Consider the following 23,570-nt stretch of genomic DNA (forward strand, 5'->3'; position numbering starts at 1 on the left):
CGCCGTCCATCTGCCGGTCGATCCGGAGTACCCGGCCGAGCGCGTGGCCTTCATGCTCGCGGACGCCGCACCGGCCGCCCTGCTGGCCACCGAGGCCTCACGCGGCCTGCTGCCCTCCGCACCGGCCGTGCCGACCTGGGTCCTGGACGAACCGGGATTCGCCGCCTCGGTGGCCGCGCGTCCGGCGACCGACCCGCCAGGGGCGAGGACCGTGAACAGCCCCGCCTACGTCGTCTACACCTCCGGGTCGACCGGCCGGCCCAAGGGCGTGCTCGTCGGGCACACCGGTCTGGCGTCGTTCGTGCACAGCCACGCCGAACGGCTGGGCCTGGACAGCGACAGCCGGGTGCTCCAGGTGGTGTCGACCAACTTCGACGTGTCGGTCGGCGACCTGGCGATGACCCTGCTGTCCGGGGCCACGCTCGCCCTGCCGGGCCCGGGCCGCGAACTGGTCGGTGAGGGCCTCGCCGACTCCATCGAGGCCGCCGGCGCCACCCATGTGATGCTGCCGGCCCCGGTCCTCGGCACCCTCCCGGAGCGGGATCTGCCCAGCCTGCGCTGCGTCGTCTCCGGCGGCGAGGCGCTCTCACCGGGCCTGCTGGCCCGCTGGTCGGCCGGACGCATCGTCGTCAACGCCTACGGGCCGACCGAGACCACCATCGCCGCCACGCTCAGCGGCCCGCTGTCCGGCGACACGACGCCGCCGATCGGCCGCCCGGTCGCAGGCACCCGCCTGGCGGTGCTCGACGAGCGGCTGCGACCGGTACCGGTGGGCGTCGCGGGCGAGCTCTGCGTCTCCGGTCCCGGAGTGGCGCTGGGCTACCTGGGCCGCTCGGCACTGACCGCGGAGAGATTCGTGGCCGACCCGTTCGGGCCGCCCGGCACCCGGATGTACCGGACCGGCGACCTCGTGCGCTGGAACCGCGACGGTGAGCTGGAGTTCGTCGGACGCTCCGACCAACAGGTCAAGATCCGCGGCTTCCGGGTCGAACCCGGCGAGATCGAGACCGCCCTGCTCGCCCGGCCCGGACTCGCCCAGGCCGCGGTGGTCGTACGCGAGGACCGGCCCGGCCTCAGACAGCTCGTGGGCTACGTCGTCCCGGAGGCGGGTGCCGAACCGCCGGAGCAGGCCGTGCTGCGCAAGGACGTCGCGGCCGCGCTGCCGGACTACATGGTCCCCGCCGCCTTCGTCGTGCTGGACGCGCTGCCGCTCACTGTGAACGGCAAGCTGGACCGCGCCGCGCTGCCGGCTCCCGAGTTCGGCACCGACGAGCCCGGCCGCGGTCCGGCCACCGAGCGGGAGGCCGCCCTGTGCCGGATCTTCGCCGAACTGCTCGGCCGGGAGACGGTCGGGGCCGACGAGGGTTTCTTCGACCTCGGCGGCGACAGCATCGTCTCCATCCAACTGGTCAGCCGGGCCCGGGCGGCGGGGATCGAACTCACGGTGGCGGACGTGTTCGAGCACCGCACCCCCGCGGCGCTCGCCGGGGTCGCCGAGGCTGCGACCGAGTCCTTCACCGAGGACGCGGACGCGGGCATCGGAGAGCTGCCGCTGACCCCGATCATGCACTGGTGGCGGGAGCACGGAGGCCCGGTCGACGGCTTCCACCAGGCGATGACGGTCCGGACGCCCGCCGCGCTCGACCTCGCCGGACTGACCGCCGCCGTACAGGCCGTGCTCGACCGGCACGACGCGCTGCGGCTGCGGCTGACCAGGTCCGGCGAGGAGGACTGGCGGATCGAGGTACGCCCCCGTGGCGAGGTGCGCGCCGAACAGCTGGTGCACCGGGTGGACTTCGCGGACGTCGCCGTCTCCGGGGACGCCGAGGCGCAGCGCGCCGTGCTCGTGGAGCACGGCCGGGCGGCAGCGCGGCGGCTGACCCCGGAGTCCGGCTCGCTGGTGCGGGCGGTCTGGTTCGACGCCGGTGCAGGCCGGCCCGGCCTGCTGCTGCTGGCCGTGCACCACCTGGTGGTGGACGGCGTGTCCTGGCGGATCCTGCTGCCGGACCTGGCCACCGCCTGGTCCCAGGTGGCGGCCGGTGAGGAACCGCGCCTCGAGGTGGTGCCCACCTCGCTGCGCACCTGGGCCGGACGGCTGGCGGAGGAGGCCGGGAGCGGGCGCCGAATCGAGGAACTGCCGCTGTGGCGCGCCGCCCTGAGCGGCCCCGACCCGCAACTGGGTGCCCGGCCGCTGGACCGGGAGCGGGACGTGTTCGGCACGGCGCGGAGCGTGCGCCTCACGCTGCCCGCGGACGTGACCGAGCCACTGCTGACGAGCGTGCCGGCCGCCTTCGACGCCGGGATCAAGGACGTACTCCTGGCCGCCTACACGGTAGCCGTCGCCTCCTGGCGGGCCCGGCGCCGGCCGACCCGGGGCAACGCGGTGCTGGTCGAGATGGAGGGCCACGGCCGCGAGCCGGTGGTCGGAGGCGCCGATCTGGGCCGGACCGTCGGCTGGTTCACCAGTTCCTTCCCGGTGCGCCTCAACCCCGGGCAGGTGGACTGGAACGATTTCTGGGGCGGCGGCGAGGCGGTGGACACCGTGCTCGCCAAGGTGCGCGCCCAGCTCGGCGAACTGCCGGACGGCGGCATCGGCTACGGCCTGCTGCGCTACCTCAACGAGCGCACGGGGCCGCAACTGGCCGCCCTGCGGACGCCGCAGCTCGGGTTCAACTATCTGGGCCGGTTCGCCGCCGGCGGTGGTGACGCCCCGGCCCGGGACTGGAGCCCGCCACCCGGCATGGCCGGGCTGACCGGCGGCGGCGACGCCGCCATGCCCATGGCGCACAGCCTGGACGTCAACGCGCAGACCGAGGACCGTCCGGACGGCCCGCGGCTGGTCGCCGCGTGGGCGTGGCCCGACGGGATGTTCGACGAGGCGGACGTACGGGACCTGGCCGAGTCCTGGTTCCGGGCGCTGACGTCCATGGCCGACCGCGCCCGCGCCCTCACGGCGGCACCCGCCCGGTCGGGCACGCCCACCTTGGTCCGGGTGGACCAGCAGGAACTGGACGAGTTCGAGAACGAACTGGACGACGAGGGGTTGTCATGGTGAACCAGTCGCGCATCGAGGATCTCCTGCCCTTGTCGCCCTTGCAGGAAGGGCTGCTGTTCCACTCCCAGTACGCGCAGAACGACGAGACGGCTCTCGACGTCTACACGGTGCAGATCGCGGTGGACCTGGACGGGACACCGGACACCGACCGGCTCCGTGACGCGGCCGCCTGGCTGCTGCGCCGGCACGCCAACCTCCGGGTCGGCTTCCGCCGCCGCAAGAACGGTGATCCGGTGCAGGTGGTGTACCGCAGCGTCGAGCTGCCCTGGTCCGAGGTCGACCTCACCGATGGTCCGGCCGACCGGCTGGATGACCGGCTCGCCGAGCTGATGGCCGCCGACCGGGTGCGCGGATTCGACCTGAGACGTGCGCCGCTGCTGCGCTTCACCCTGATCCGGCTGGGCGAGGACCGCTGCCGGTTCCTGATGACCAACCACCACATCCTGCTCGACGGCTGGTCCGGCCCGCTGCTGATGCGCGAGCTGTTCGCGCTCTACTCCGGCGGCGAGCTGCCGCCGGTGACGCCCTACCGCGACTACCTGTCCTGGCTGGGACGGCAGGACAGGCGGGCCGCCCTCGCCGCCTGGCGCGACGCGCTGGGCGACGTCAGCGAACCCACCCTGGTCGCGCCGGACGCCGACCGCGGCGCGGTGGTGCCGCAGGACCTGCTGGTCACGCTGTCGGAGAAGCTGAGCAGCGGGCTGGCCGAGACGGCCAGGCACTGCGGCGTCACGCTGAACACCGTGGTGCAGGCGGCCTGGGGCGTTCTGCTGGGCCGGCTGACCGGACGCGACGACGTCGTGTTCGGCGGCACCGTCTCGGGCCGGCCCTCGGCGGTCCCCGGTGTGGAGAACATGGTCGGCTCGTTCATCAACACCCTGCCGGTACGGGTCTCCGCACGGCCGGCCGAGTCCTGGGCGCGGCTGCTGGAACGGCAGCAGCGCCGACAGGTCGACCTGCTCGACCACCACCACCTCACGCTCGCCGACGCCCAGGCGCAGTCCGGGGTGACCGGCGAACTGTTCGACACCCTGGTCGTGTTCGAGAACTATCCGGTGGAGGCCGACGGGCTCGGTGAACTCGCCGAGGGCCTGCGGATCACCGGCGCGGTCGGCCAGGACGCGACCCACTACCCGCTGAGCCTGTTCCCGGCGCCCGGCCGGCGCATGCGGATCCGGCTCGGCTACCGGCCGGACCTGTTCGACCGGGAGCGCGCGCAGGGCATCCTGGACGCGCTGGTCGGCATCCTCACCCTGATCCACGCCGACCCCGAGGCACCCGTCGGCCGGGTCCAGGCCCTGCCCCCGGCCGAGCGCCACCGGCTGCTGACGGAGTGGAACGACACCGCTCAGCCCGTGGCCGCCGAGTCCCTGGTCGACGCCTTCCAGCGGAACGCGACACTCACCCCGGACGCCGTCGCCGTGATCGACGCGGACGGCGAGGTGTCCTACCGGGAGCTCGACGAGCGCGCCAACCGCCTCGCCCGCCATCTCGCGGGCGCGGGCGTCGGACCGGAGTCGTGGGTCGCCGTGGCCCTGCCGCGCGGGAGGGCGCTCCTGACGGCGCTGCTCGCGGTCCTCAAGGCGGGCGGCGCCTATGTCCCATTGGACCCGGAGTACCCGGCCGACCGGATCGGCTACATCCTCGACGACGCACGCCCCTGCGCGCTGCTGACCGACTCCTCGGTGACCGGCCTGCCCGAGGCCCCCGGGGTGCGGCGCGTCGTGCTGGACGGAACCGCCGCCGAAGCCCTGGCCCAACTGCCCAGCGCACCTCTGACCGATGCCGACCTGGCCTCGCCGGTCCATCCGGCCAACCCGGCCTACGCGATCTACACCTCCGGCTCCACCGGCCGTCCCAAGGGCGTCGTGGTCTCCCGCGCCAACATCGCCAACCTGGTCGCCGACATGCGCGGCCGCACGGGGATCAAAGCCGCCGACCGGCTGGTCGCGGTGACCACCGTCGCGTTCGACATCGCCGCGCTGGAGCTGTTCGTGCCGCTGAGCGCGGGCGCCACCGTGGTCATGGCCTCCCGCGACCAGGTGCTGGACCCGCCGGCACTCGGCCGGCTGATCACCGGCACCGGCGCCACGGTCATGCAGGCGACCCCCACACTGTGGCAGGCCCTGGTCTCGGAGCGGCCGAAGGCCGTGACCGGACTGCGGGTCCTGGTCGGCGGCGAACCGGTACCGGCGGCCCTCGCCACCCGGCTGTGCGAGCTGGCCGCCGAGGTCACCAACGTCTACGGCCCGACCGAGACCACGGTCTGGTCCACCTCGGCCCGGCTGGGCGGCCGGCCGGGCCTTCCGGCGATCGGCCGGCCCATCGCCAACACCCGGGTCTACGTGCTGGATTCCGCGCTCTCCCCCACCCCGGTCGGTGTCGCGGGCGACCTGTACCTGGCGGGCGACGGCGTGGCCCGCGGTTACGCGGGCCGGGCCGGCCTGACCGCCGAGCGGTTCGCGGCCGACCCGTTCGGCGCGCCGGGCTCCCGCATGTACCGCACCGGCGACGTGGCGCGCTGGGCGGACGACGGCCAGCTGGAGTTCGTCGGCCGGGTGGACGACCAGGTGAAGATCCGCGGCTTCCGGGTCGAACCCGGCGAGATCGAGGCGGTGCTGACCGAGCACGAGAACGTCTCCCAGGCCACTGTGGTCGCCCGGCCCGACGAGTCGGGCGAGAACCGCCTCGTCGCCTACCTGGTGCCGGTCTCCGACCGGACGGTTCCGGCCGTGGACGCGCTGCGCTCCCACGCGGCCGCCCGGCTTCCCGAGTACATGCTGCCTGCCGCCTTCGTCCCGCTGGACGCACTCCCGCTGACCCCCAACGGCAAGGTGGACCGCAAGGCGCTGCCTGCCCCCGACTTCGCCGCGCTGGTCACCCGCCAGGGCCCGCGCACCCCTCAGGAGGAAATCCTGTGCGGGCTGTTCGCGGAGATGCTCAACCTGACCTCGGTCGGCGTCCACGACAACTTCTTCGAACTGGGCGGCCACTCGCTGCACGCGACCCGTGTGGTCAGCCGGATCAGATCCGTCTTCGAGGTCGAACTGCCGCTGCGGGAGCTGTGGGAGGCACCCACCGTCGCGGAACTGGTCGGCCGCATCGGCGGCGCGGCCGGCGCCCGGGCCACCCTGCGGCCGTGGGAACGGCCGGCGGAGATCCCCCTGTCCTACGCGCAGCGCCGGCTGTGGTTCATGAACCGCTTCGAGCGGACCAGCACCGCCCACAACATCGTCCTCGCGGTGCAGATCAGCGGGCCGCTGGACGTCGACGCGCTGCGCGCCGCCGTACGGGACGTGGTCGCCCGGCACGAGAGCCTGCGCACCGTCTTCCCGGACCGGGACGGCGAGCCGCGTCAGGAGATTCTCTCCCCGGACCACGGCTGCGAGCCGGTTCTGGTCCGCACCACCGCGGCAGACCTGGACACCGCCATCGCGGCGGCGTCCGCGCAGAGCTTCGACCTGGCCGTCGAGACCCCGCTGCGGATCACCCTGTTCGAGACCGGCCCGGAGTCGCACGTCCTGCTGACCGTGCTGCACCACATCGCCGGCGACGGCTGGTCCCTCGACCCGTTCTCCGCCGACCTGGCACGCGCCTACACCTCACGGGCCGCCGGCGGGGCGCCCGACTGGCAGCCGCTGCCGGTGCAGTACGCCGACTACACCATGTGGAACTACGAGATCCTGGGCTCCGAGGACGACCAGGAGAGCCTGATTCACCAGCAACTCGCCTTCTGGAAGGAGACATTGGCCGGGCTGCCGGACGAGCTGCGCCTGCCCACCGACCGGCCGCGGCCGGCCGAGGCCGACTACCGGGCCGATTCCGTGCTGGTGCACCTCCCGGCCGAGCTGCACCGCGAACTGGCCGCGCTGGCCCGGCAGACCGGCACCACGCTGTTCATGGTGCTCCAGGCGGGCCTGGCCTCGCTGCTGTCGGTGCTGGGCTCGACGTCCGACGTGGTGCTGGGCAGCCCGATCGCCGGCCGTACGGACGACGCGCTGGAGCGGGTCGTCGGCTTCTTCATCAACACGCTGGTGCTGCGTACCGACCTGTCCGGCGACCCGACCTTCACCGAGTTGCTGGGCCGGGTGCGTGAGGCGGATCTGGCGGCCTACGCCCACCAGGACGTGCCGTTCGAGCGGCTGGTCGAGGTGCTCAACCCGGAGCGCTCGCTGGCCCGCCACCCGCTCTTCCAGGTCTCGCTGGCACTGCAGAACACGCCGGAGAGCAGCATGGGCCTCACCGGCCTGGACTGCACCGTACGTCAAGTTCCAGTCAAATCAACCCAGTTCGACCTCTCCCTCAGCTTCAACGAGAGCATCGACCGCGAGGGCGAACTCCGGGGCATCAGCGGCCTCGTGGAGTTCCGCCTCGACCTCTTCGACCGCTCGACCGTCGAGGAGCTGGGTGAGCGGCTGGTGCGCTTCCTGGAAGCCGTGGTCGCCGACCCGGAACTTCCGGTGCGGGCCGTCGATGTGCTCTCGGCACCCGAGCGGCATCGGGTGCTGGTGGAGTGGAACGACACGGCGCGCGGCGACGTGCTGCCGGTGACGTTCCCGGAGCTGTTCGGCGCGTCCGTGGAACGGGCCCCGGACGCGACCGCGATGGTGTGCGGCGGGGAGTCGTTGTCGTACCGGGAGACGGACGAACGGGCCAACCGGCTCGCCCGCGTCCTGATCGACGCCGGGGTCGGCCCCGAGCACCTGGTGGCACTTCTCCTGCCCCGCTCGGTCGACATGGTCGTGGCCCAACTCGCCGTCCTCAAAGCAGGCGGCGCCTACCTGCCCGTCGACCCCGACTACCCCGCCGAACGCATCGAGTACATCCTCAACGACGCGACACCCGCACTGGTCCTCTCCACGAGGGAGGCCGGCGAGCGACTGGCCGGTGCGGGCGGCGGATCACTCTGGCTGACCATCGACTCCGCCCCGGGCGCGGACGGCGTGGACGGCTCCCCGATCAGCGACCAGGACCGGACAGCCCCCCTGCGCCCGGACCACCCCGCCTACGTCATCTACACCTCCGGATCCACCGGACGCCCCAAGGGCGTCATGGTCTCCCACCGAGGCCTCGCCGCCTTCGCCACCTCCTGCGTCGAACGCTTCACCGCCGACGCACGGTCGCGGGTCCTGCTGTTCTCCTCACCCAGCTTCGACGCCTCCGTACTCGAACTGTGCATGGCCGTCACCGCAGGCGCCGCCCTCGTCGTCCCGCCCCCCGGCCCCCTCGTCGGCGAAACCCTCGCCGACATACTGCACGACCACCGGATCACCCACGCCCTCATCCCCCCAGCCGCACTCGCCAGCCTCCCCACCGAAGCAGCCACCCAACTCACCCACTTCCAGAACCTCATCGTCGGCGGCGACGCCTGCCCACCCGAACTCGTCACCCGCTGGGCACCCGACCGCCGCATGACCAACGCCTACGGCCCCACCGAAGCCACCGTGGCTGTCTCGATGAGCACGCCTCTGCTCCCCGGCGGGGCTGTACCGATCGGCTCCCCGGTGATCAACACCCGGGCCTTCGTCCTCGACTCCTGGCTGCGCCCCGTGCCGGTCGGTGTCGCCGGCGAGCTCTACGTCACCGGCGACGGACTCGCACGCGGCTACCTCAACCGCCCCGCACTCACCACCGAACGCTTCCCCGCCAACCCCTACGGCCCACCCGGAACGCGGATGTACCGCACCGGCGACATCGCCCGCTGGACCCCCCACGGCACCCTGGAGTTCGTCGGACGCGCCGACGAACAAGTCAAGATCCGCGGCTTCCGCATCGAACTCGGCGAGATCGAGACCGTACTCGCCGAGGACCCCGCCGTAGCCCAGGCGGTGGTGAACGCGCGGGAGGACGACGAGCACCGCAAGCAGCTCGTCGCCTATCTGGTGCCCGCCTCCGGCTCCGGGATCGACACCGCACGGCTGCGGGAACTCGTGAGTGCCACCCTGCCCGACCACATGATGCCCGCCGCGTTCGTCGTGCTCGACGCACTTCCGCTCACCCCACACGGCAAGCTGGACCGCAAGGCTCTGCCCGCCCCCGAGTTCACCTCCTCACAGGGCAGCCGGGAGCCGCGCGACGAGACCGAGAGGATCCTGTGCGGGCTGTTCGCCGAGGTGCTCGGCCTGTCCGAGGCCGGGATCGACGACAGCTTCTTCGACCTCGGCGGCGACAGCATCGTCTCCATCAAGCTGGTCAGCCGGGCGCGCGCGGCCGGCGTCGAGTTCACCGCGCGGGACGTGTTCGAGCACAAGACCGTCGCCCGTCTCGCGGCTGCCGCCGGCGGCGTCGCAACGTCCTCCGGCAGCCGCGGGGACACCGACGGCGTCGGCTCCGTGCCGCTGCTCCCGATCATCCACTGGATGCGGGAGCGCGGCGGCCCGATCCGGCGCTTCAACCAGACCATGATGGTGGTCGTCCCGGCCGAACTCGGCCTGAAGCGCCTGGAAACCGCCCTCCAGACGGTGCTCGACCACCATGACGCGCTGCGGATGCGGCTGCGTCGCACCGGCGGGCTGATCTGGAACCTGGACATACCGCCCCGCGGGGAACTGCGCGCCGCCGACTGCGTCCACCAGGTGGACATCGCCGGTCTGGGCCGCGAGGAGACCAACGCCCGTATCGGTGAGCACGTCCAGGCGGCCTGGGACCGGCTCGACCCGGAGACCGGCGCGATGGTGCAGGCGGTGTGGTTCGACGCGGGGCCCTCCGCTCCCGGCCGGCTGCTGCTGGTCGTGCACCACCTGGTGGTGGACGGTGTCTCCTGGCGGATCCTGCTGCCCGACCTGGCCCAGGCCTGGGCCGAGGTGGCGGCCGGCCGGACACCGGAACTGGCGCCGGTGGGCACCTCGCTGCGCACCTGGGCCCAGCGGCTGACCGAGGCCGCGCAGGACGCCGAGCGGGTCGGGGAGCTGGAGACCTGGCTGGACGTGCTCGGCGAGTCCGACCCGTTGCTGACCCCTCAACCGCTCGACCCGCGACGGGACATCACCGCGACCGCGCGCACGATGTCGCTGGTCCTGCCCACCGACCTGACCGCGGCGCTGCTCACCACCGTGCCGGCCGCGTTCCACGCCCGGGTCAACGACGTCCTCCTCACCGCGTTCGGCGCGGCGGTGGCGCGGTGGCGGCAGACCCACGGTCGCGGCGACCACACGGGCGTGCTGATCGACCTCGAGGGCCACGGCCGCGAGGAGATCGTCGACGGCGTCGACCTGCACCGCACCGTCGGCTGGCTGACCAGCCTCTTCCCGGTCCGGGTCGACCCGGGCCCGCTGGACTGGAGCGAGTTCTGCGCCGGGGGCCCCTCGGCCGGGCGGGCCCTGAAGGAGGTCAAGGAGCAGCTGCGCAGGCTGCCGGAGAACGGCATCGGGTACGGCCTGCTGCGCTACCTCAACCCGCAGACCAGCATGATGCTGGCGGGCCTGCCCAAGCCGCAGATCGGTTTCAACTACCTGGGCCGCTTCGCCATCGCGGAGGAGGCGACGCAGGCCACGCCGGAGGAGTGGAGCCCGGCCCCGGAGTCCGGCGGACTCGGCGGTGGCGGCGACACCGACGTACCGCTGAGCCACAGCATCGACCTGAACGCGCAGACCCAGGACCGCGCCGACGGCCCCCGGCTGATCGCCGTCTGGTCCTGGGCGGACGCGCTGTTCACCGAGGAGGAGGTGCGCGAGCTCGCCGAGACCTGGTTCGAGGCGCTCGGCGCTCTGGTCGCCCATGTGGCGCGCCCCTCGGCCGGTGGCCACAGCCCCTCCGACCTCCCGCTGGTTCCGCTGACCCAGGCCCAGATCGACATGGTGGAGGCGGCCGACCCGGAGGAGCTCGAAGACGTCCTGCCGCTCACTCCGTTGCAGGAGGGCCTGCTCTTCCACGCCCAGTTCGACGAGAACTCCCCCGACGTCTACAACATCCAGATCGCCGTGGACGTCGAGGGCGGTCTGGACGCCGCCGGGCTCCGGGCGGCCGCGGCCGGGTTGCTGCACCGGCATGCCAACCTGCGGGCCGCGTTCCGGCAGCAGGGCCTGGACCGTCCCGTGCAGGTGGTACGGCGCGGGGTGGAGCTGCCGTGGCGGGAGGTGGACCTCAGCGGACTGGCACCCGAGGAGCGGGACGCCGAGCTGGCCGCGTTCATGGCCGCCGACCGGGTGGACCGGTTCGAGGTGGAACGGCCGCCGCTGTTCCGGTTCACCCTCGTCCAACTGGGCGAGAACCGCTGTCGGTTCGTCCTCACCACGCACCACATCCTGCTGGACGGCTGGTCCGCGCCGCTGGTGATGCGCGATCTGTTCGTGCTGTACGCGGGCGGTGACCTGCCCGCGCCCACTCCCTACCGGGAGTACCTGTCCTGGCTCGGTCGGCAGGACCGCGCGAGCGCGCTCGCCGCGTGGCAGCGGGTGCTCGAAGGCGTGAGCGAACCGACACTGATCGCGCCGGAGGACTCCGGCCGCCGGGCGACCGTGCCGGACGAGCTGCTGTTCCGCGTGCCCGAGGAGCTGACCACCGCGCTGAACGCGGCGGCCCGGCGCTGCGGCGTCACGCTCAACACCGTGGTCCAGGCGGCCTGGGGTGTCCTGCTGGGACGGCTGACCGGGCGCGACGACGTCGTCTTCGGCGGCACGGTCTCCGGCCGTCCGCCGGAGATCACGGGTGTCGAGAACATGGTCGGCCTGTTCATCAACACCCTGCCGGTACGCGTCCGGGTGCGGCCCGGCGAGTCGTGGGCGGAACTGCTGGGCCATCTTCAGAGCCGGCAGACCGAGCTGATGGGCCACCAGTACCTCGGCCTGCCGGACATCCTGCGTGCCCAGGGTGTCGACCAGCTCTTCGACACCCTCACCGTCACCGAGAACTACCCGATGGACACCGGCACGCTCGGCAAGCCCACCGAGGGCCAGCGGATCACCGGCCTGGAGGCGCGGGACGCGAACCACTACCCGATCTCGCTGATCGCCGTTCCGACCAGGGAACTGCTGCTGAAGTTCGAGTACCGGAGCGAGCTGTTCGAGCGCGCCGAGATGGTGCGCTGGATGGACTGGCTGGTCGGGTTGATAGGTCAGTTCGCGGCCGACCCGGACCGGGCCGTCGGCGCCGCGGAACTGCTGTCCCCCGAGGAACGGCATCGGGTGCTGGTGGAGTGGAATGACACGGCGCGCGGCGACGTGCTGCCGGTGACGTTCCCGGAGCTGTTCGGCGCGTCCGTGGAGCGGGCCCCGGACGCGACCGCGGTGGTGTGCGGCGGGGAGTCGTTGTCGTACCGGGAGACGGACGAACGCGCCAACCGGCTCGCCCGCGTCCTGATCGACGCCGGGGTCGGCCCCGAGCACCTGGTGGCACTTCTCCTGCCCCGCTCGGTCGACATGGTCGTGGCCCAACTCGCCGTCCTCAAAGCAGGCGGCGCCTACCTGCCCGTCGACCCCGACTACCCCGCCGAACGCATCGAGTACATCCTCAACGACGCGACACCCGCACTGGTCCTCTCCACGAGGGAGGCCGGCGAGCGACTGGCCGGTGCGGGCGGCGGATCACTCTGGCTGACCATCGACTCCGCCCCGGGCGCGGACGGCGTGGACGGCTCCCCGATCAGCGACCAGGACCGGACAGCCCCCCTGCGCCCGGACCACCCCGCCTACGTCATCTACACCTCCGGATCCACCGGACGCCCCAAGGGCGTCATGGTCTCCCACCGAGGCCTCGCCGCCTTCGCCACCTCCTGCGTCGAACGCTTCACCGCCGACGCACGGTCGCGGGTCCTGCTGTTCTCCTCACCCAGCTTCGACGCCTCCGTACTCGAACTGTGCATGGCCGTCACCGCAGGCGCCGCCCTCGTCGTCCCGCCCCCCGGCCCCCTCGTCGGCGAAACCCTCGCCGACATACTGCACGACCACCGGATCACCCACGCCCTCATCCCCCCAGCCGCACTCGCCAGCCTCCCCACCGAAGCAGCCACCCAACTCACCCACTTCCAGAACCTCATCGTCGGCGGCGACGCCTGCCCACCCGAACTCGTCACCCGCTGGGCACCCGACCGCCGCATGACCAACGCCTACGGCCCCACCGAAGCCACCGTGGCTGTCTCGATGAGCACGCCTCTGCTCCCCGGCGGGGCTGTACCGATCGGCTCCCCGGTGATCAACACCCGGGCCTTCGTCCTCGACTCCTGGCTGCGCCCCGTGCCGGTCGGTGTCGCCGGCGAGCTCTACGTCACCGGCGACGGACTCGCACGCGGCTACCTCAACCGCCCCGCACTCACCACCGAACGCTTCCCCGCCAACCCCTACGGCCCACCCGGAACGCGGATGTACCGCACCGGCGACATCGCCCGCTGGACCCCCCACGGCACCCTGGAGTTCGTCGGACGCGCCGACGAACAAGTCAAGATCCGCGGCTTCCGCATCGAACTCGGCGAGATCGAGACCGTACTCGCCGAGGACCCCGCCGTAGCCCAGGCGGTCGTCGTCGTCCGAGAGAACGAGGAGGGTGCGAAGAGCCTGGTCGCCTACGTGGTACCGGCGGGCGGTGAGACCGTCGAGGTGCCCCGGCTGCGTGACGCGCTTGCCGCGCGGCTGCCCGACCACATGATGCCCGCCGCGTTCGTCGTGCTCGACGCACTTCCGCTCACCCCACACGGCAAGCTCGACCGCAAGGCCCTGCCCGCACCCGACTTCAGCCCCACGGACTGGACGGGGCCGCGCACGCCGCAGGAGGAGATCCTGTGCGGCCTGTTCGCCGAGGTGCTCGGGCTGGAGACGGTCGGCGTGCACGACAGCTTCTTCGAGGTCGGCGGCGACAGCATCATGTCGATGCGGCTGGTCACCAAGGTCCGCGCCACGTTCGGAGTACGGCTGAGCATCCGCACCATCTTCGAGGCGCCCACCGTCGCGGAGCTGGCCGGCCGGCTCGCGGGTGACACCGAAGGGGACACCCTCGACGTGCTGCTGCCGCTGCGGACCACGGGCGACAGGGCACCCCTGTTCTGCGTGCACCCGGCGGGTGGCCTGAGCTGGGTCTACTCGGGCCTGATGAAGCACATCGGTGCGGACCGCCCGCTCTACGGCATCCAGGCCAGGGGGCTCGCCGATCCGTCGGCGACCCTGCCGCGCAGCATCGAGGAGATGGCGGCGGACTATGTCGCCCAGGTGCGCGGCGTCCAGCCGAACGGCCCCTACCACCTGCTCGGCTGGTCGCTGGGCAGTCTGGTGGTCCACGCCATGGCCACCCAGCTGCGGGCCGCGGGCGAGGAGGTCGGGCTGCTCGCCAATCTCGACCAGTACCCCATCGACCGCGGTGAGCCGGAGCCGGAGCGCCTGCCCGACCAGCAGGACGCACTGCGGATCATGCTGGACTTCGTCGGCCACGACTTGGACAGCCTGGGCGACGAGCCGCTCGAGTACGCGATGGTGGCCGAGGTGCTGAGGGAGCGTCAGAGCGTGTTCGCCAACCTCGACGAGTCCGCGATCGCCGCACTGGCCAATGTCTTCGCGAACAGCCGCACCCTGATCGGCGGTTTCGAGCCGCAGCCGCTCGACAGCGACGTGCTGGTCCTCGTCGCCGAGCCGGACGAGACGGTGTCCGCCGCGGAACTCGCGGAACGGGCCGAACGCTGGCGGCCGTTCGTCACTGGAAAAATTGAATACAGGGTAGTGCGTTGTACCCACGCGCATATGATGCAGGCGGAACCGGCCGCGGAAATCGGCCGCGTACTCGCCGAAAAGCTCGGGGAAAGCAAGTAGCCGGAGTCCGTATCGACCGAACGGTTCAGGCCCGGGGAAAAGGGATTCCTTTTCCCCGGGCCTGAACCGGATGCCTCCTCGGCCGAACACCCCGCTGCAATCCCCCACACCGCCGCAATCCCCTTTCGCAGCCACGACGAATGGTGGAAACATGACTGCGCAGACGATGTCGACACCGGACGATGTCTCCACGGTCGATCTGACCGATCCCAGAACGTTCGAGGAGAACGACCTCCGCGCATACTGGCACCGATTGCGCACCACGCGACCGCTCCACTGGCACCCGCCCACCGGCGACGCACCGGGTTTCTGGGTGGTCAGCCGGTACGCGGACGTCATGGCGCTGTACAAGGACAACAAGCGCCTCACCTCCGAACGGGGCAACGTGCTGGTCACGCTGCTCGCCGGGGGCGACTCCGCCGCGGGCAGGATGCTCGCCGTCACCGACGGCGCGCGGCACCGGAATCTGCGCAACGTGCTGCTCAAGGCCTTCTCCCCGCAGGCCCTCAAACCCATCACCGACCGGGTCCGCGCCAACACGACCCGCCTGGTGGTGGAGGCCGTCCGGCGTGGCGAGTGCGACTTCGCCGCCGACGTCGCCGAGCACATCCCGATGAACACCATCTCCGACCTGCTCGGAGTGCCCGCCGCGGACCGTGAGTTCCTGCTGAACCTCAACAAGTCCGCGCTCAGTTCGAACGAGGAGGGCCAGTCGGCGACCGACGCCTGGCTCGCTCGCAACGAGATCCTTCTGTACTTCAACGAGTTGGTCGCCGAACGCCGGGCGAAGCCGACCGAGGACGTGATCAGCGTTCTCGCCAACAGCACCGTGAACGGCGAGCCGTTGAGCGAGGAGGTCATCGTCCTCAACTGCTACAGCCTGATCCTCGGCGGCGACGAGACCAGCCGGCTGTCCATGATCGACGCGGTGCGGACCTTCACCCGGCACCCGGACCAGTGGCAGTTGCTCCGCGATCGCGAGGTGACGCTGGAGTCGGCCACCGAGGAGGTGCTGCGCTGGGCGACCCCGGCGATGCACTTCGGCCGGCGCGCGGTCACCGACGTGGAGCTGCACGGCCAGGTGATCGCCGGCGGCGACATCGTCACGCTGTGGAACAGCTCGGCCAACCGGGACGAGGAGGTCTTCGCCGACCCGTACGTCTTCGATCTGAACCGATCGCCCAACAAGCACATCACCTTCGGCTACGGCCCGCACTTCTGCCTCGGCGCGTACCTGGGCCGCGTGGAGGTGAACGCGATGCTGGACGCCCTGCGCACCTACAGCACCGGCTTCGAGGTCACCGGCGAGCCGCAGCGGATCCACTCCAACTTCCTGACCGGGCTGAGCAGCCTGCCGGTGCGTTTCCAGCCGGACGAGACGGCGCTGGCCGCCTACGACAGCGGGAACGGAGCGCGTCGGTGAGCGCGGCCGCCGGGGTGAGCCCGTCGAAGTGGCTGCGCTGCTACCGCAAGGTGGCCCGCCCCCGTCTGCGGCTGGTGTGCTTTCCCCATGCGGGCGGCGCGGCCAGCATGTTCCGTGACTGGCCGCAGTGGCTGCCCGACGACATCGAGGTGACCGGGGTGTGCTACCCGGGCCGTCAGGACCGGGTCCTGGAGCCGTGCATCGACGAGATGGGCGCGCTGACCACGCCGATCGCCGACGTGCTCCAGTGTTACGCGGGAGAGAGGCTCGTGCTGTTCGGGCACAGCATGGGTGCCTCCGTCGCCTACGAGGTGGCCCTGCGCCTCCAGCAGCGCACCGGCTCGGCGCCGGGCCGGCTGTTCGTCTCCGGCCAGTTGCCGCCGCACCGCGTGGTGCCCAAGAGCGTGCACCTGGGCGGCGACGACGCGATCGTGGCGGAGGTACGCCGGCTCGGCGACCCCGACGCCGACACGGTGCTGGACGATCCGGACCTGCGGGAGCTGGTACTGCCCGCGATCCGTGCGGACTTCCGGTTGATCGGCACCTACCTCCCGCGCCCGGTCACCCCGCTGGCCACCCCGGTGACCGCGTACGTGGGGAGCGAGGACGAGCAGGTGCCGGTCGAGGGCCTGCGGGAGTGGGCGGCGGTGAGCGCCACCGGCCGCTTCGACCACCGCGTCTACCCCGGCGGCCACTTCTACCTGATGGACGACCCCGAAGCCCTCGTCCGCGACCTGGCCGACCGTCTGACCGGCCACCTGGCCGCCGCCCGCGTCGCCGGCTGAACCGGCGACGCGGGGGGCGTCAGGAGAGCGCGAAGCGCGCGCCGGCGAGCGAGAGCAGGGCGCCGAACACGTCGATCACCACGATGCCCACGGCCAACGACGTCCACCACTTGCGGCGGCCGCTCCGGGTGCGGATGAACTGCCAGGCGGCCAGGGCCAGCACCACGCCCTGGACCATGAAGCACGGCTCGAACACCAGGAGGTCCTGCACGGCCGAGAGATGGTTCGCCTCGGCCGCCTCAGCCGTGCCGACACCGGGCACGACCGGGAAGTCGACCGCGCCGTGGCGTCCGCTCAGGTACAGGGCCTTGGTGACGAATCCGTAAAGGGCGTGGGAGACGCACACCACCGCCGCGATCCACATCGGCACCAGCAGCACCCAGGCGCGAACTCGGCTCCCCGTCCGGCGATTCAGCGCGAGGACGAAGAGCGCGCCGAACAGCATGAGGGCGCTCACCACCCAGTTGACCGCCTGCACCGCGGACTTGTTGTGGCGCGCCAGGAGCGGCAGTCCCCAGGTGCCGCCCACCGCCCAGTACACGTGGAGAAGCATGAAGAACAGTGTGAAAACGAAAGCCAGGTGAACCCAGACCGGCCGGGGCGGCAGCTCGGTGCCCCGATCCCGGCCGGGCGAATTCTCGTCATTTTCGCCTGGAATTAATGTTTCGTGCACCATTCAAATCCTCACCTCGAAGCCGCGAGCACACCGCGGGCACGCTATCACCGGGCGCGAAGGCGCGAACCCCGTGCATATCGGAGTTTTCAATGAGGGGGCCGGTTCCGGCCACGCCGCTGCTAGCGTCGGCGGCGCCGATGCGGCAGCCGTCGCGGTCGGTGAACCCGTAGCGTATGGGGGTGAATGCGTGGACATTGCAATTCGGGCCGAGGGGCTGAGCAAACGTTACGGTGGAAAGCAGGTCAAGGACGCGCTGAACGGTGTCGACCTGTCGGTCCCCGCCGGCACGGTGTTCGGGCTGCTCGGCCCCAACGGCGCCGGGAAGACCACGACCGTGCGCATCCTGGCCACCCTGCTCTCCGCGGACGGCGGCGAGGCGACCGTGGCCGGGTTCGACGTGCGCCGCCAGGCGAAGGAGGTCCGCCGGCGCATCGGGCTGACCGGGCAGTACGCGGCGGTGGACGAACGGTTGACCGGCCGGGAGAACCTCCGGCTGATCGGCACCCTCTACCACCTCGGCCGGAGCGCCACCCGGGCCAGGGCGGACGAGCTGCTCGAACGGCTCGACCTGACCGAGGCGGCCGGCCGGCCGGTGAAGACCTACTCCGGCGGCATGCGGCGCAGGCTCGACCTCGCCGCCAGCCTGATCGCCGAGCCGCCGGTGCTGTTCCTGGACGAGCCGACCACCGGACTCGACCTGTCCAGCCGGCTGACCCTGTGGGAGGTCATCCGCACCCAGGTGAGCCGCGGTGTCACCGTCCTGCTCACCACCCAGTACCTCGAAGAGGCCGACCAACTCGCCGACCACATCGCGGTGTTGAAGGACGGCGGTGTCGTCGCCGAAGGCACCCCGGACGAGTTGAAGGACCGGGTGGGCGACGACCGGCTGCGGGTCACCGCCGCCTCCTCGGACGACGTCGTCGCTCTCACCAAGGTGCTGAGCCGGTTCGGCGTCGAGGAACCGCTCGTGGACGAGGAGAAGAGGACGGTCTCCATGCCGATGACCGAAGGCGTCGGCGGCATCGCGACGGTGGCCACCGAACTGGTCCGGGCCGGCATCCCGGTGGCCGACTTCCGGCTCAGCCGTCCCTCGATGGACGAGGTCTTCCTGTCCCTGACCGGCCCCGCGACGCGGCCGGTGACCGAAGGAGCGGCGACGTGAGCGAGTTCCTGAGCGATTGCCTCGCCCTGACGGGCCGTCACCTCAGGCATCTGTCCCGGGTGCCGGAGCGGCTGCTGAGCGTGACGCTGATGCCGGTGATGTACGTGATCGTCTTCGGGTTCCTGTTCGGCAGCGCCATGCGGGTCGAGGGCGGCAACTACCGCGAGTACATCATGGCCGGCATCTTCGCGCAGGTCATGCTGGCCAACCTGCAGACGACCGCGGTCGGCGTGGTCGACGACCTGCGCAACGGCCTGGTCGACCGGTTCCGCTCGCTTCCCATGTCCCGCTACGCCGTACTGATCGGACGCACCGTCTCCGACCTGCTGCTGTCCACGATCGCCATCGTCGTGATGGCCGCGGTCGGCTCCTTGATCGGCTGGCGGGTGCACACCGGCGCCCCGCGCATCCTGGCCGCCTTCGGCATCCTGCTGCTGCTCGGCCTGGGCGCCGCCTGGCTCGGCGCGCTGCTCGGGCTGTCCCTGCGCAACGTCGAGGCGGTCAGCGCGGTGATGTCCATGGTCATGATGCCGCTCACGTTCCTGTCCAGCGCGTTCATCCCGCTCAGCGGGCTGCCCGAGTGGCTGCGCGCCATCGCGGTGTGGAACCCGCTGTCGGCGGTGGTCGGGGCACTGCGCCAGCTGTTCGGCAACCCCACCTCCGTCGGGGACACCTCCTTCCCCTCGGTTCACCCGGTCCCCGTCGCCGTGGTCCTCATCGCGGTGATGATCGCGCTGGCCATGCCGCTCGCCGCCCGCAGGTACCAGACCGCGGCGGCCCGGTGAACCGCTCGCCCGACAAGGCGCCGCCTACCCCCAAAGGAGCACTGCGATGACGCCTGGTGTCACCACGCCCGCTGACTTCGAGGCGGGCGACACACCCGCGCCGGAACTCAACGTCCGTCCGCTCGTGGACACCACACTGCTTCCCGACTGGCGGGGTGCCGGCAAGGTCGTGCACTCCGCCCACCGGGTGTACGAGCATCTGATCTCGCTGTGGGCGCCCGGCGTCATCGAGGCCGCGCACGACCTCGGTGTGTTCGCCGAGTTGAACACCGGGCCGAAGACCGGCGACCAGCTCGCGCGGGCCTGTGCCGCCAACCCGCGGGCGATGCGGGTGCTGATGGACGGCCTGTACGCCTACGACATCGTCGACCGCGTCCCGGCCGAGGACGGCCCCGCGGTCTACCGGATGCCGGAGGAGATGCGCGAATGCCTGCTGCCGGACGGGCTGTTCAGTCTGGTCGGCAAGATCGAGTACGACCGTCAGCTGGCCTGGCACTCCTGGCGCAACCTGGCGGACTCGGTGCGCGGCGACAACCGCGACGAGGCCGGCCGGCTCCAGCTCAACCAGATCACCGAGCACAACTACGAATCCCTGGTGCGTGGCATCAACTTCTGGGCGCCGCCGATCGTCGAAGCGCTGCGCGGCGGGTTCGAGACGCTGGAGTGGCCCACCGACCGGCCGGCCTCCGTGCTGGACATCGGCTGCGGGACCGGCCTGTACAGCCAGTTGCTGCTGCGGGCGTTCCAGCAGTGGCGGGCCACCGGCCTGGAGGCCCCGAGCATCGCCCCGATCGCCATGGCGCAGGCCGAACGGCTCGGCGTCGCCGACCGGTTCGACGTCCAGGTGCGCGACTTCTGGACCGAGAGCTGGGGCCGCGACCACGACCTGCTGGTCTTCGTCAACATCTTCCATCTCCAGACCCCCGAGTCGGCGCAGGAGCTGCTGCGCAAGTCCAAGGAGGCCCTGTCGCGGGACGGCCTGGTCTGCATCGCCGACCACCTGGTCACCGACGAGAAGGACGCCAAGTCGGTCCAGGACCGGTTCGCGATGCTGTTCGCCGCGTCCATGCTGGCCACTGGAGGCGGTGACGCCTTCCTGCTGAACGACTACGACCAGTGGCTGGCCTCGGCCGGACTGCGGCGGGTCGCGGTGCTGGACACCCCGATGCACCGGATCCTGCTCGCCGGGCACGCCTGACCGGCCCGCGGCGACATGGCGGAGTTCCTCGGCGACTTGCGGGCGATCGCAGGCCGGCACCTGTGGCATCTGCTGCGCCTGCCGGAGAAGCTGATCGGGTTCACCGTGATGCCGGTCGCGATGGTGGTCGGCCTCGGGGTCCTGTTCGGCGGCAGCATGCGGGTTCCCGGCGGCGGGCAGTACGGCGCGTACGTGTCGGCGGGCGTGGTCACCTCGCTCGCCGTCTCGACGGTCGCGCTGTCCGCGCTGGGCGTCGTCGACGACCTCCAGAACGGCATGTTCGACCGGCTCCGCTCCCTTCCGGTCGACCGCGCGGCCATCCTCTCCGGACGGATCCTCGTGGACTCGCTGCCCGTCGCGGTGGCGATGGTCAGTGTGGTGCCCGCCGCGTGGATCGCCGGCTGGGCCGTCGGTGTCCGGCCGACGGCGGCGCTGGCCGCGGTGAGCCTGGAACTGCTGCTGGGCCTGGGGTGTTCATGTCTGGGAATCTGTCTGGGGCTCACCTTCCGCAACGCGGAGGCGGTCACCTCGGTCGTACCGGTGTGCCTCCTTCCGGCGACGTTCCTGTCCAACGCGTTCGTGCCCCCGGACGGCCTGCCCGGCTGGCTGCGTCAGGTGGTCGGCTGGAACCCGGTGACCGCGGTGAACAGCACCGTGCGCGACCTGCTCGGCACGGAGGGGACGGCCACCGGCGCCGGTTTCCCGGACCGCCACGCGGCGCCGCTCGCCGTCGTCTTCTGTCTGCTGGTGATCGCCGTGGCCGCTCCGGCGGCGGCGCGTGCCTACGGCCGCGCCGGACCGATGCGGTGAGCCCCAGGGGCGACCGTCCCCGACGGCGCCTCTCAAACCCGGCCACAGAGTTTTCGAACTGACCCGGAGCGGGTGTTTTCCCCCTGACTAGGCTGCGCGTGTCAGGCGGACGGAATCGGGCTCCACTTCCGTTTTCCGCTCGGCCACCCACCGCACGCGCTGATGGCTGGAGGCGCCATGGATTTCGGCCTTTTCTACTTCGCGAACGACAAGGAGGACGCCGGCGACAGATACCGGCTGCTGATCGAGGGAGCCAAGTTCGCCGACACCCACGATTTCGCGTCGGTGTGGACCCCGGAACGTCACTTCCACGCGTTCGGCGGCCTCTATCCGAATCCGGCGGTGACGGGCGCCGCGGTGGCCGCGGTCACGGAAAAGGTCGCGGTGCGGGCCGGCAGTGTGGTGGCCCCGCTGCACCATCCGGTGCGCATCGCCGAGGAATGGTCCGTCGTCGACAATCTGTCCAAGGGAAGGGTCGGCATCGCATTCGCCTCCGGCTGGCACGCCGCCGACTTCGTACTCCGCCCGGAGGGATATCCGACCCGCAGGTCCGGTCTGATCGACTCGGTGCGGGCGATCCGGAGCCTCTGGCGGCAGGAGCCCGCGACGCTCGTCGACGGCGCGGGCGAGAGCGTCGACGTGACGGTCTTCCCGCCCCCGGTCCAGCGGGAGTTGCCGGTCTGGCTGACCAGCGCCGGCAACCCGCAGACGTTCCGCGAGGCGGGCGAGATGGGCGCCGGGGTGCTGACCCACCTGCTGGGCCAGGGTGTCGACGTGCTGGAGAAGCGGATCGGCGAGTACCGGCAGTCCTTCCGCGACCACCACGACGAGACCGAGGGCGACGGACATGTCGCGCTGATGCTGCACACCTTCGTCGGCACGGACCGGGAGAAGGTCAGGCAGACGGTCCGCGAGCCGTTCAGCAAGTACCTGGCCAGCTCCTTCGACCTGGTCATCCACGCCGCCAAGGCGGCGGGCGCGAACGCGGTCGCGCTGGATCTGAACAAGATGAGCCCCACGGACATCGACTTCCTGGTCGGCCAGGCGTTCGACCGCTACTTCGAGACCAGCGGCCTGTTCGGCACGGTCGAGGACGGCCTGCGGATGTGCGAGCGGCTGTACGAGATCGGCGTGGACGAGATCGCCTGTCTGATCGACTTCGGTGTGGAGACCGACGAGGTGCTGGCCGGACTGGCCCATCTCGACCGGCTCAGGCAGGCGTGGCGGGAACGCGAGCAGGCGCGGTGACCGCGCGCGCCGGGGCGCCGGGCGGAACGGCGAAGGGGACGGACGTGGAGCCGGTTCCGGTCGGCGCCGGGGCGTATCGCGCGTTCATGAGTTCCTTCCCGACCGGTGTGTCCGTGGTGACCACGGTCGACGCGGACGGCAGGCCGCGCGGAATGACCTGCTCCTCCCTCTCGAGCGTCAGCCTCGATCCGCCGGTCCTGTCCGTCTGCCTGACGGTCACCAGCCGAACGCTCGGCGCGCTGCGCGCCCACGGCTTCTTCGGGGTGAATCTGCTCGGGGTCCACGCCGGCGGCGTCGCCCGCCTGTTCGCCGACTCCTCGCTCAGCCACTTCGAGCACGTGCCGTGGCAACCGGTCGGCAGCGCCGGACTCCCCCGGCTCGGCGGTGACACCGTCGCGTTCGCCGCCTGCCGGGTGGCCGACGCCAAGGCCGTCGGCGACCATGTCGTCGTATTCGGCGAGGTGTTCGGCACCGACTGCGCCGACGGCACACCGCTGCTCTACGGCCGCCGGCGGTTCGCCGCCTGGCCCCAAACGGCTCCGGACCCCGCCTGACACGACACAACCCGGCACGCCGCACCGGGCACGGGCACACCCAACGGGTCACGCCCATCAGCGATCCGCCCGGCACGGTCACACCCCGGGGGTCACGTCCGGCACGGGCACTCCTGACAGGGGTCGGCACGCCCGGCACCGGCAC

At 71.6% G+C, this 23,570-nt stretch carries 11 protein-coding genes (1 of these 11 only partly in view); 10 read left to right on the forward strand and 1 reads right to left on the reverse strand.

Going from position 1 to position 23,570, the window contains the following annotated elements; translation table 11 throughout:
- The 4 genes from TNCT6_RS02850 to TNCT6_RS02865 form a co-directional block, all read left to right on the forward strand.
- Window positions 1-3,055, forward strand: partial view of a non-ribosomal peptide synthetase gene (locus TNCT6_RS02850; RefSeq protein ID WP_141356229.1) — the end only. 11,120 nt of this gene lie to the left of the window's left edge; only the last 3,055 of its 14,175 coding nucleotides appear in the window; its start codon lies off the left edge, out of view; its stop codon occupies window positions 3,053-3,055.
- Complete coding sequence (locus TNCT6_RS02855) at window positions 3,049-14,784, forward strand: non-ribosomal peptide synthetase (RefSeq protein ID WP_141356231.1); 11,736 nt, start codon at window positions 3,049-3,051, stop codon at window positions 14,782-14,784. The genes TNCT6_RS02850 and TNCT6_RS02855 overlap by 7 nt, the downstream gene beginning before the upstream one ends.
- A gap of 151 nt (window positions 14,785-14,935) precedes the next feature.
- Complete coding sequence (locus TNCT6_RS02860) at window positions 14,936-16,207, forward strand: cytochrome P450 (RefSeq protein ID WP_253266008.1); 1,272 nt, start codon at window positions 14,936-14,938, stop codon at window positions 16,205-16,207.
- Window positions 16,204-16,992: a thioesterase II family protein gene (locus tag TNCT6_RS02865; protein ID WP_216372762.1), complete on the forward strand. Its 789-nt coding sequence runs from the start codon at window positions 16,204-16,206 to the stop codon at window positions 16,990-16,992. The genes TNCT6_RS02860 and TNCT6_RS02865 overlap by 4 nt, the downstream gene beginning before the upstream one ends.
- 19 nt (window positions 16,993-17,011) lie before the next feature.
- On the opposite strand, the gene TNCT6_RS02870 is transcribed toward TNCT6_RS02865, so the two are convergent.
- On the reverse strand, window positions 17,012-17,545 hold the full coding sequence (locus TNCT6_RS02870; RefSeq protein WP_172632782.1) for a DUF3995 domain-containing protein: 534 nt from the start codon (window positions 17,543-17,545) through the stop codon (window positions 17,012-17,014).
- A 310-nt stretch (window positions 17,546-17,855) separates the two neighbouring features.
- Between TNCT6_RS02870 and TNCT6_RS02875 the strand changes: the two genes are divergently transcribed.
- The 6 genes from TNCT6_RS02875 (at window position 17,856) to TNCT6_RS02900 (ending at window position 23,425) form a co-directional block, all read left to right on the forward strand.
- Entirely contained in the window at window positions 17,856-18,830 is a 975-nt protein-coding gene (locus TNCT6_RS02875; RefSeq protein ID WP_141356237.1) for an ATP-binding cassette domain-containing protein, read from the forward strand.
- Window positions 18,827-19,615, forward strand: coding sequence for an ABC transporter permease (locus TNCT6_RS02880; protein WP_141356239.1), 789 nt, complete (start codon window positions 18,827-18,829; stop codon window positions 19,613-19,615). Before TNCT6_RS02875 ends, TNCT6_RS02880 begins: the two co-directional genes overlap by 4 nt.
- A 46-nt stretch (window positions 19,616-19,661) precedes the next feature.
- Window positions 19,662-20,813 (forward strand): class I SAM-dependent methyltransferase, encoded by a 1,152-nt coding sequence (locus TNCT6_RS02885; protein WP_141356241.1) that lies wholly within the window; start codon window positions 19,662-19,664, stop codon window positions 20,811-20,813.
- Window positions 20,814-20,828: 15 nt separating this feature from the next.
- Window positions 20,829-21,623, forward strand: a complete 795-nt coding sequence (locus TNCT6_RS02890; protein WP_141356243.1) for an ABC transporter permease — start codon at window positions 20,829-20,831, stop codon at window positions 21,621-21,623.
- A gap of 177 nt (window positions 21,624-21,800) precedes the next feature.
- Window positions 21,801-22,871 (forward strand): MupA/Atu3671 family FMN-dependent luciferase-like monooxygenase, encoded by a 1,071-nt coding sequence (locus TNCT6_RS02895; protein ID WP_141356245.1) that lies wholly within the window; start codon window positions 21,801-21,803, stop codon window positions 22,869-22,871.
- Window positions 22,872-22,957: 86 nt separating this feature from the next.
- Window positions 22,958-23,425, forward strand: coding sequence for a flavin reductase family protein (locus TNCT6_RS02900; protein ID WP_141356246.1), 468 nt, complete (start codon window positions 22,958-22,960; stop codon window positions 23,423-23,425).
- The last annotated feature ends 145 nt before the right edge of the window (window positions 23,426-23,570 follow it).

The sequence above is a fragment of the Streptomyces sp. 6-11-2 genome (genome assembly GCF_006540305.1).
In the GTDB taxonomy this organism is placed as follows: domain Bacteria; phylum Actinomycetota; class Actinomycetes; order Streptomycetales; family Streptomycetaceae; genus Streptomyces.

What these genes read in the sequence shown, in the direction of transcription:
- TNCT6_RS02860 (WP_253266008.1), top strand. Translation starts at nt 14,936, where the DNA reads ATGACTGCGCAGACGATGTCGACACCGGACGATGTCTCCACGGTCGAT.
- TNCT6_RS02890 (WP_141356243.1), top strand. Translation starts at nt 20,829, where the DNA reads ATGGCGGAGTTCCTCGGCGACTTGCGGGCGATCGCAGGCCGGCACCTG.
- TNCT6_RS02900 (WP_141356246.1), top strand. Translation starts at nt 22,958, where the DNA reads ATGAGTTCCTTCCCGACCGGTGTGTCCGTGGTGACCACGGTCGACGCG.
- TNCT6_RS02895 (WP_141356245.1), top strand. Translation starts at nt 21,801, where the DNA reads ATGGATTTCGGCCTTTTCTACTTCGCGAACGACAAGGAGGACGCCGGC.
- TNCT6_RS02855 (WP_141356231.1), top strand. Translation starts at nt 3,049, where the DNA reads ATGGTGAACCAGTCGCGCATCGAGGATCTCCTGCCCTTGTCGCCCTTG.
- TNCT6_RS02885 (WP_141356241.1), top strand. Translation starts at nt 19,662, where the DNA reads ATGACGCCTGGTGTCACCACGCCCGCTGACTTCGAGGCGGGCGACACA.
- TNCT6_RS02870 (WP_172632782.1), bottom strand. Translation starts at nt 17,545, where the DNA reads ATGCTTCTCCACGTGTACTGGGCGGTGGGCGGCACCTGGGGACTGCCG.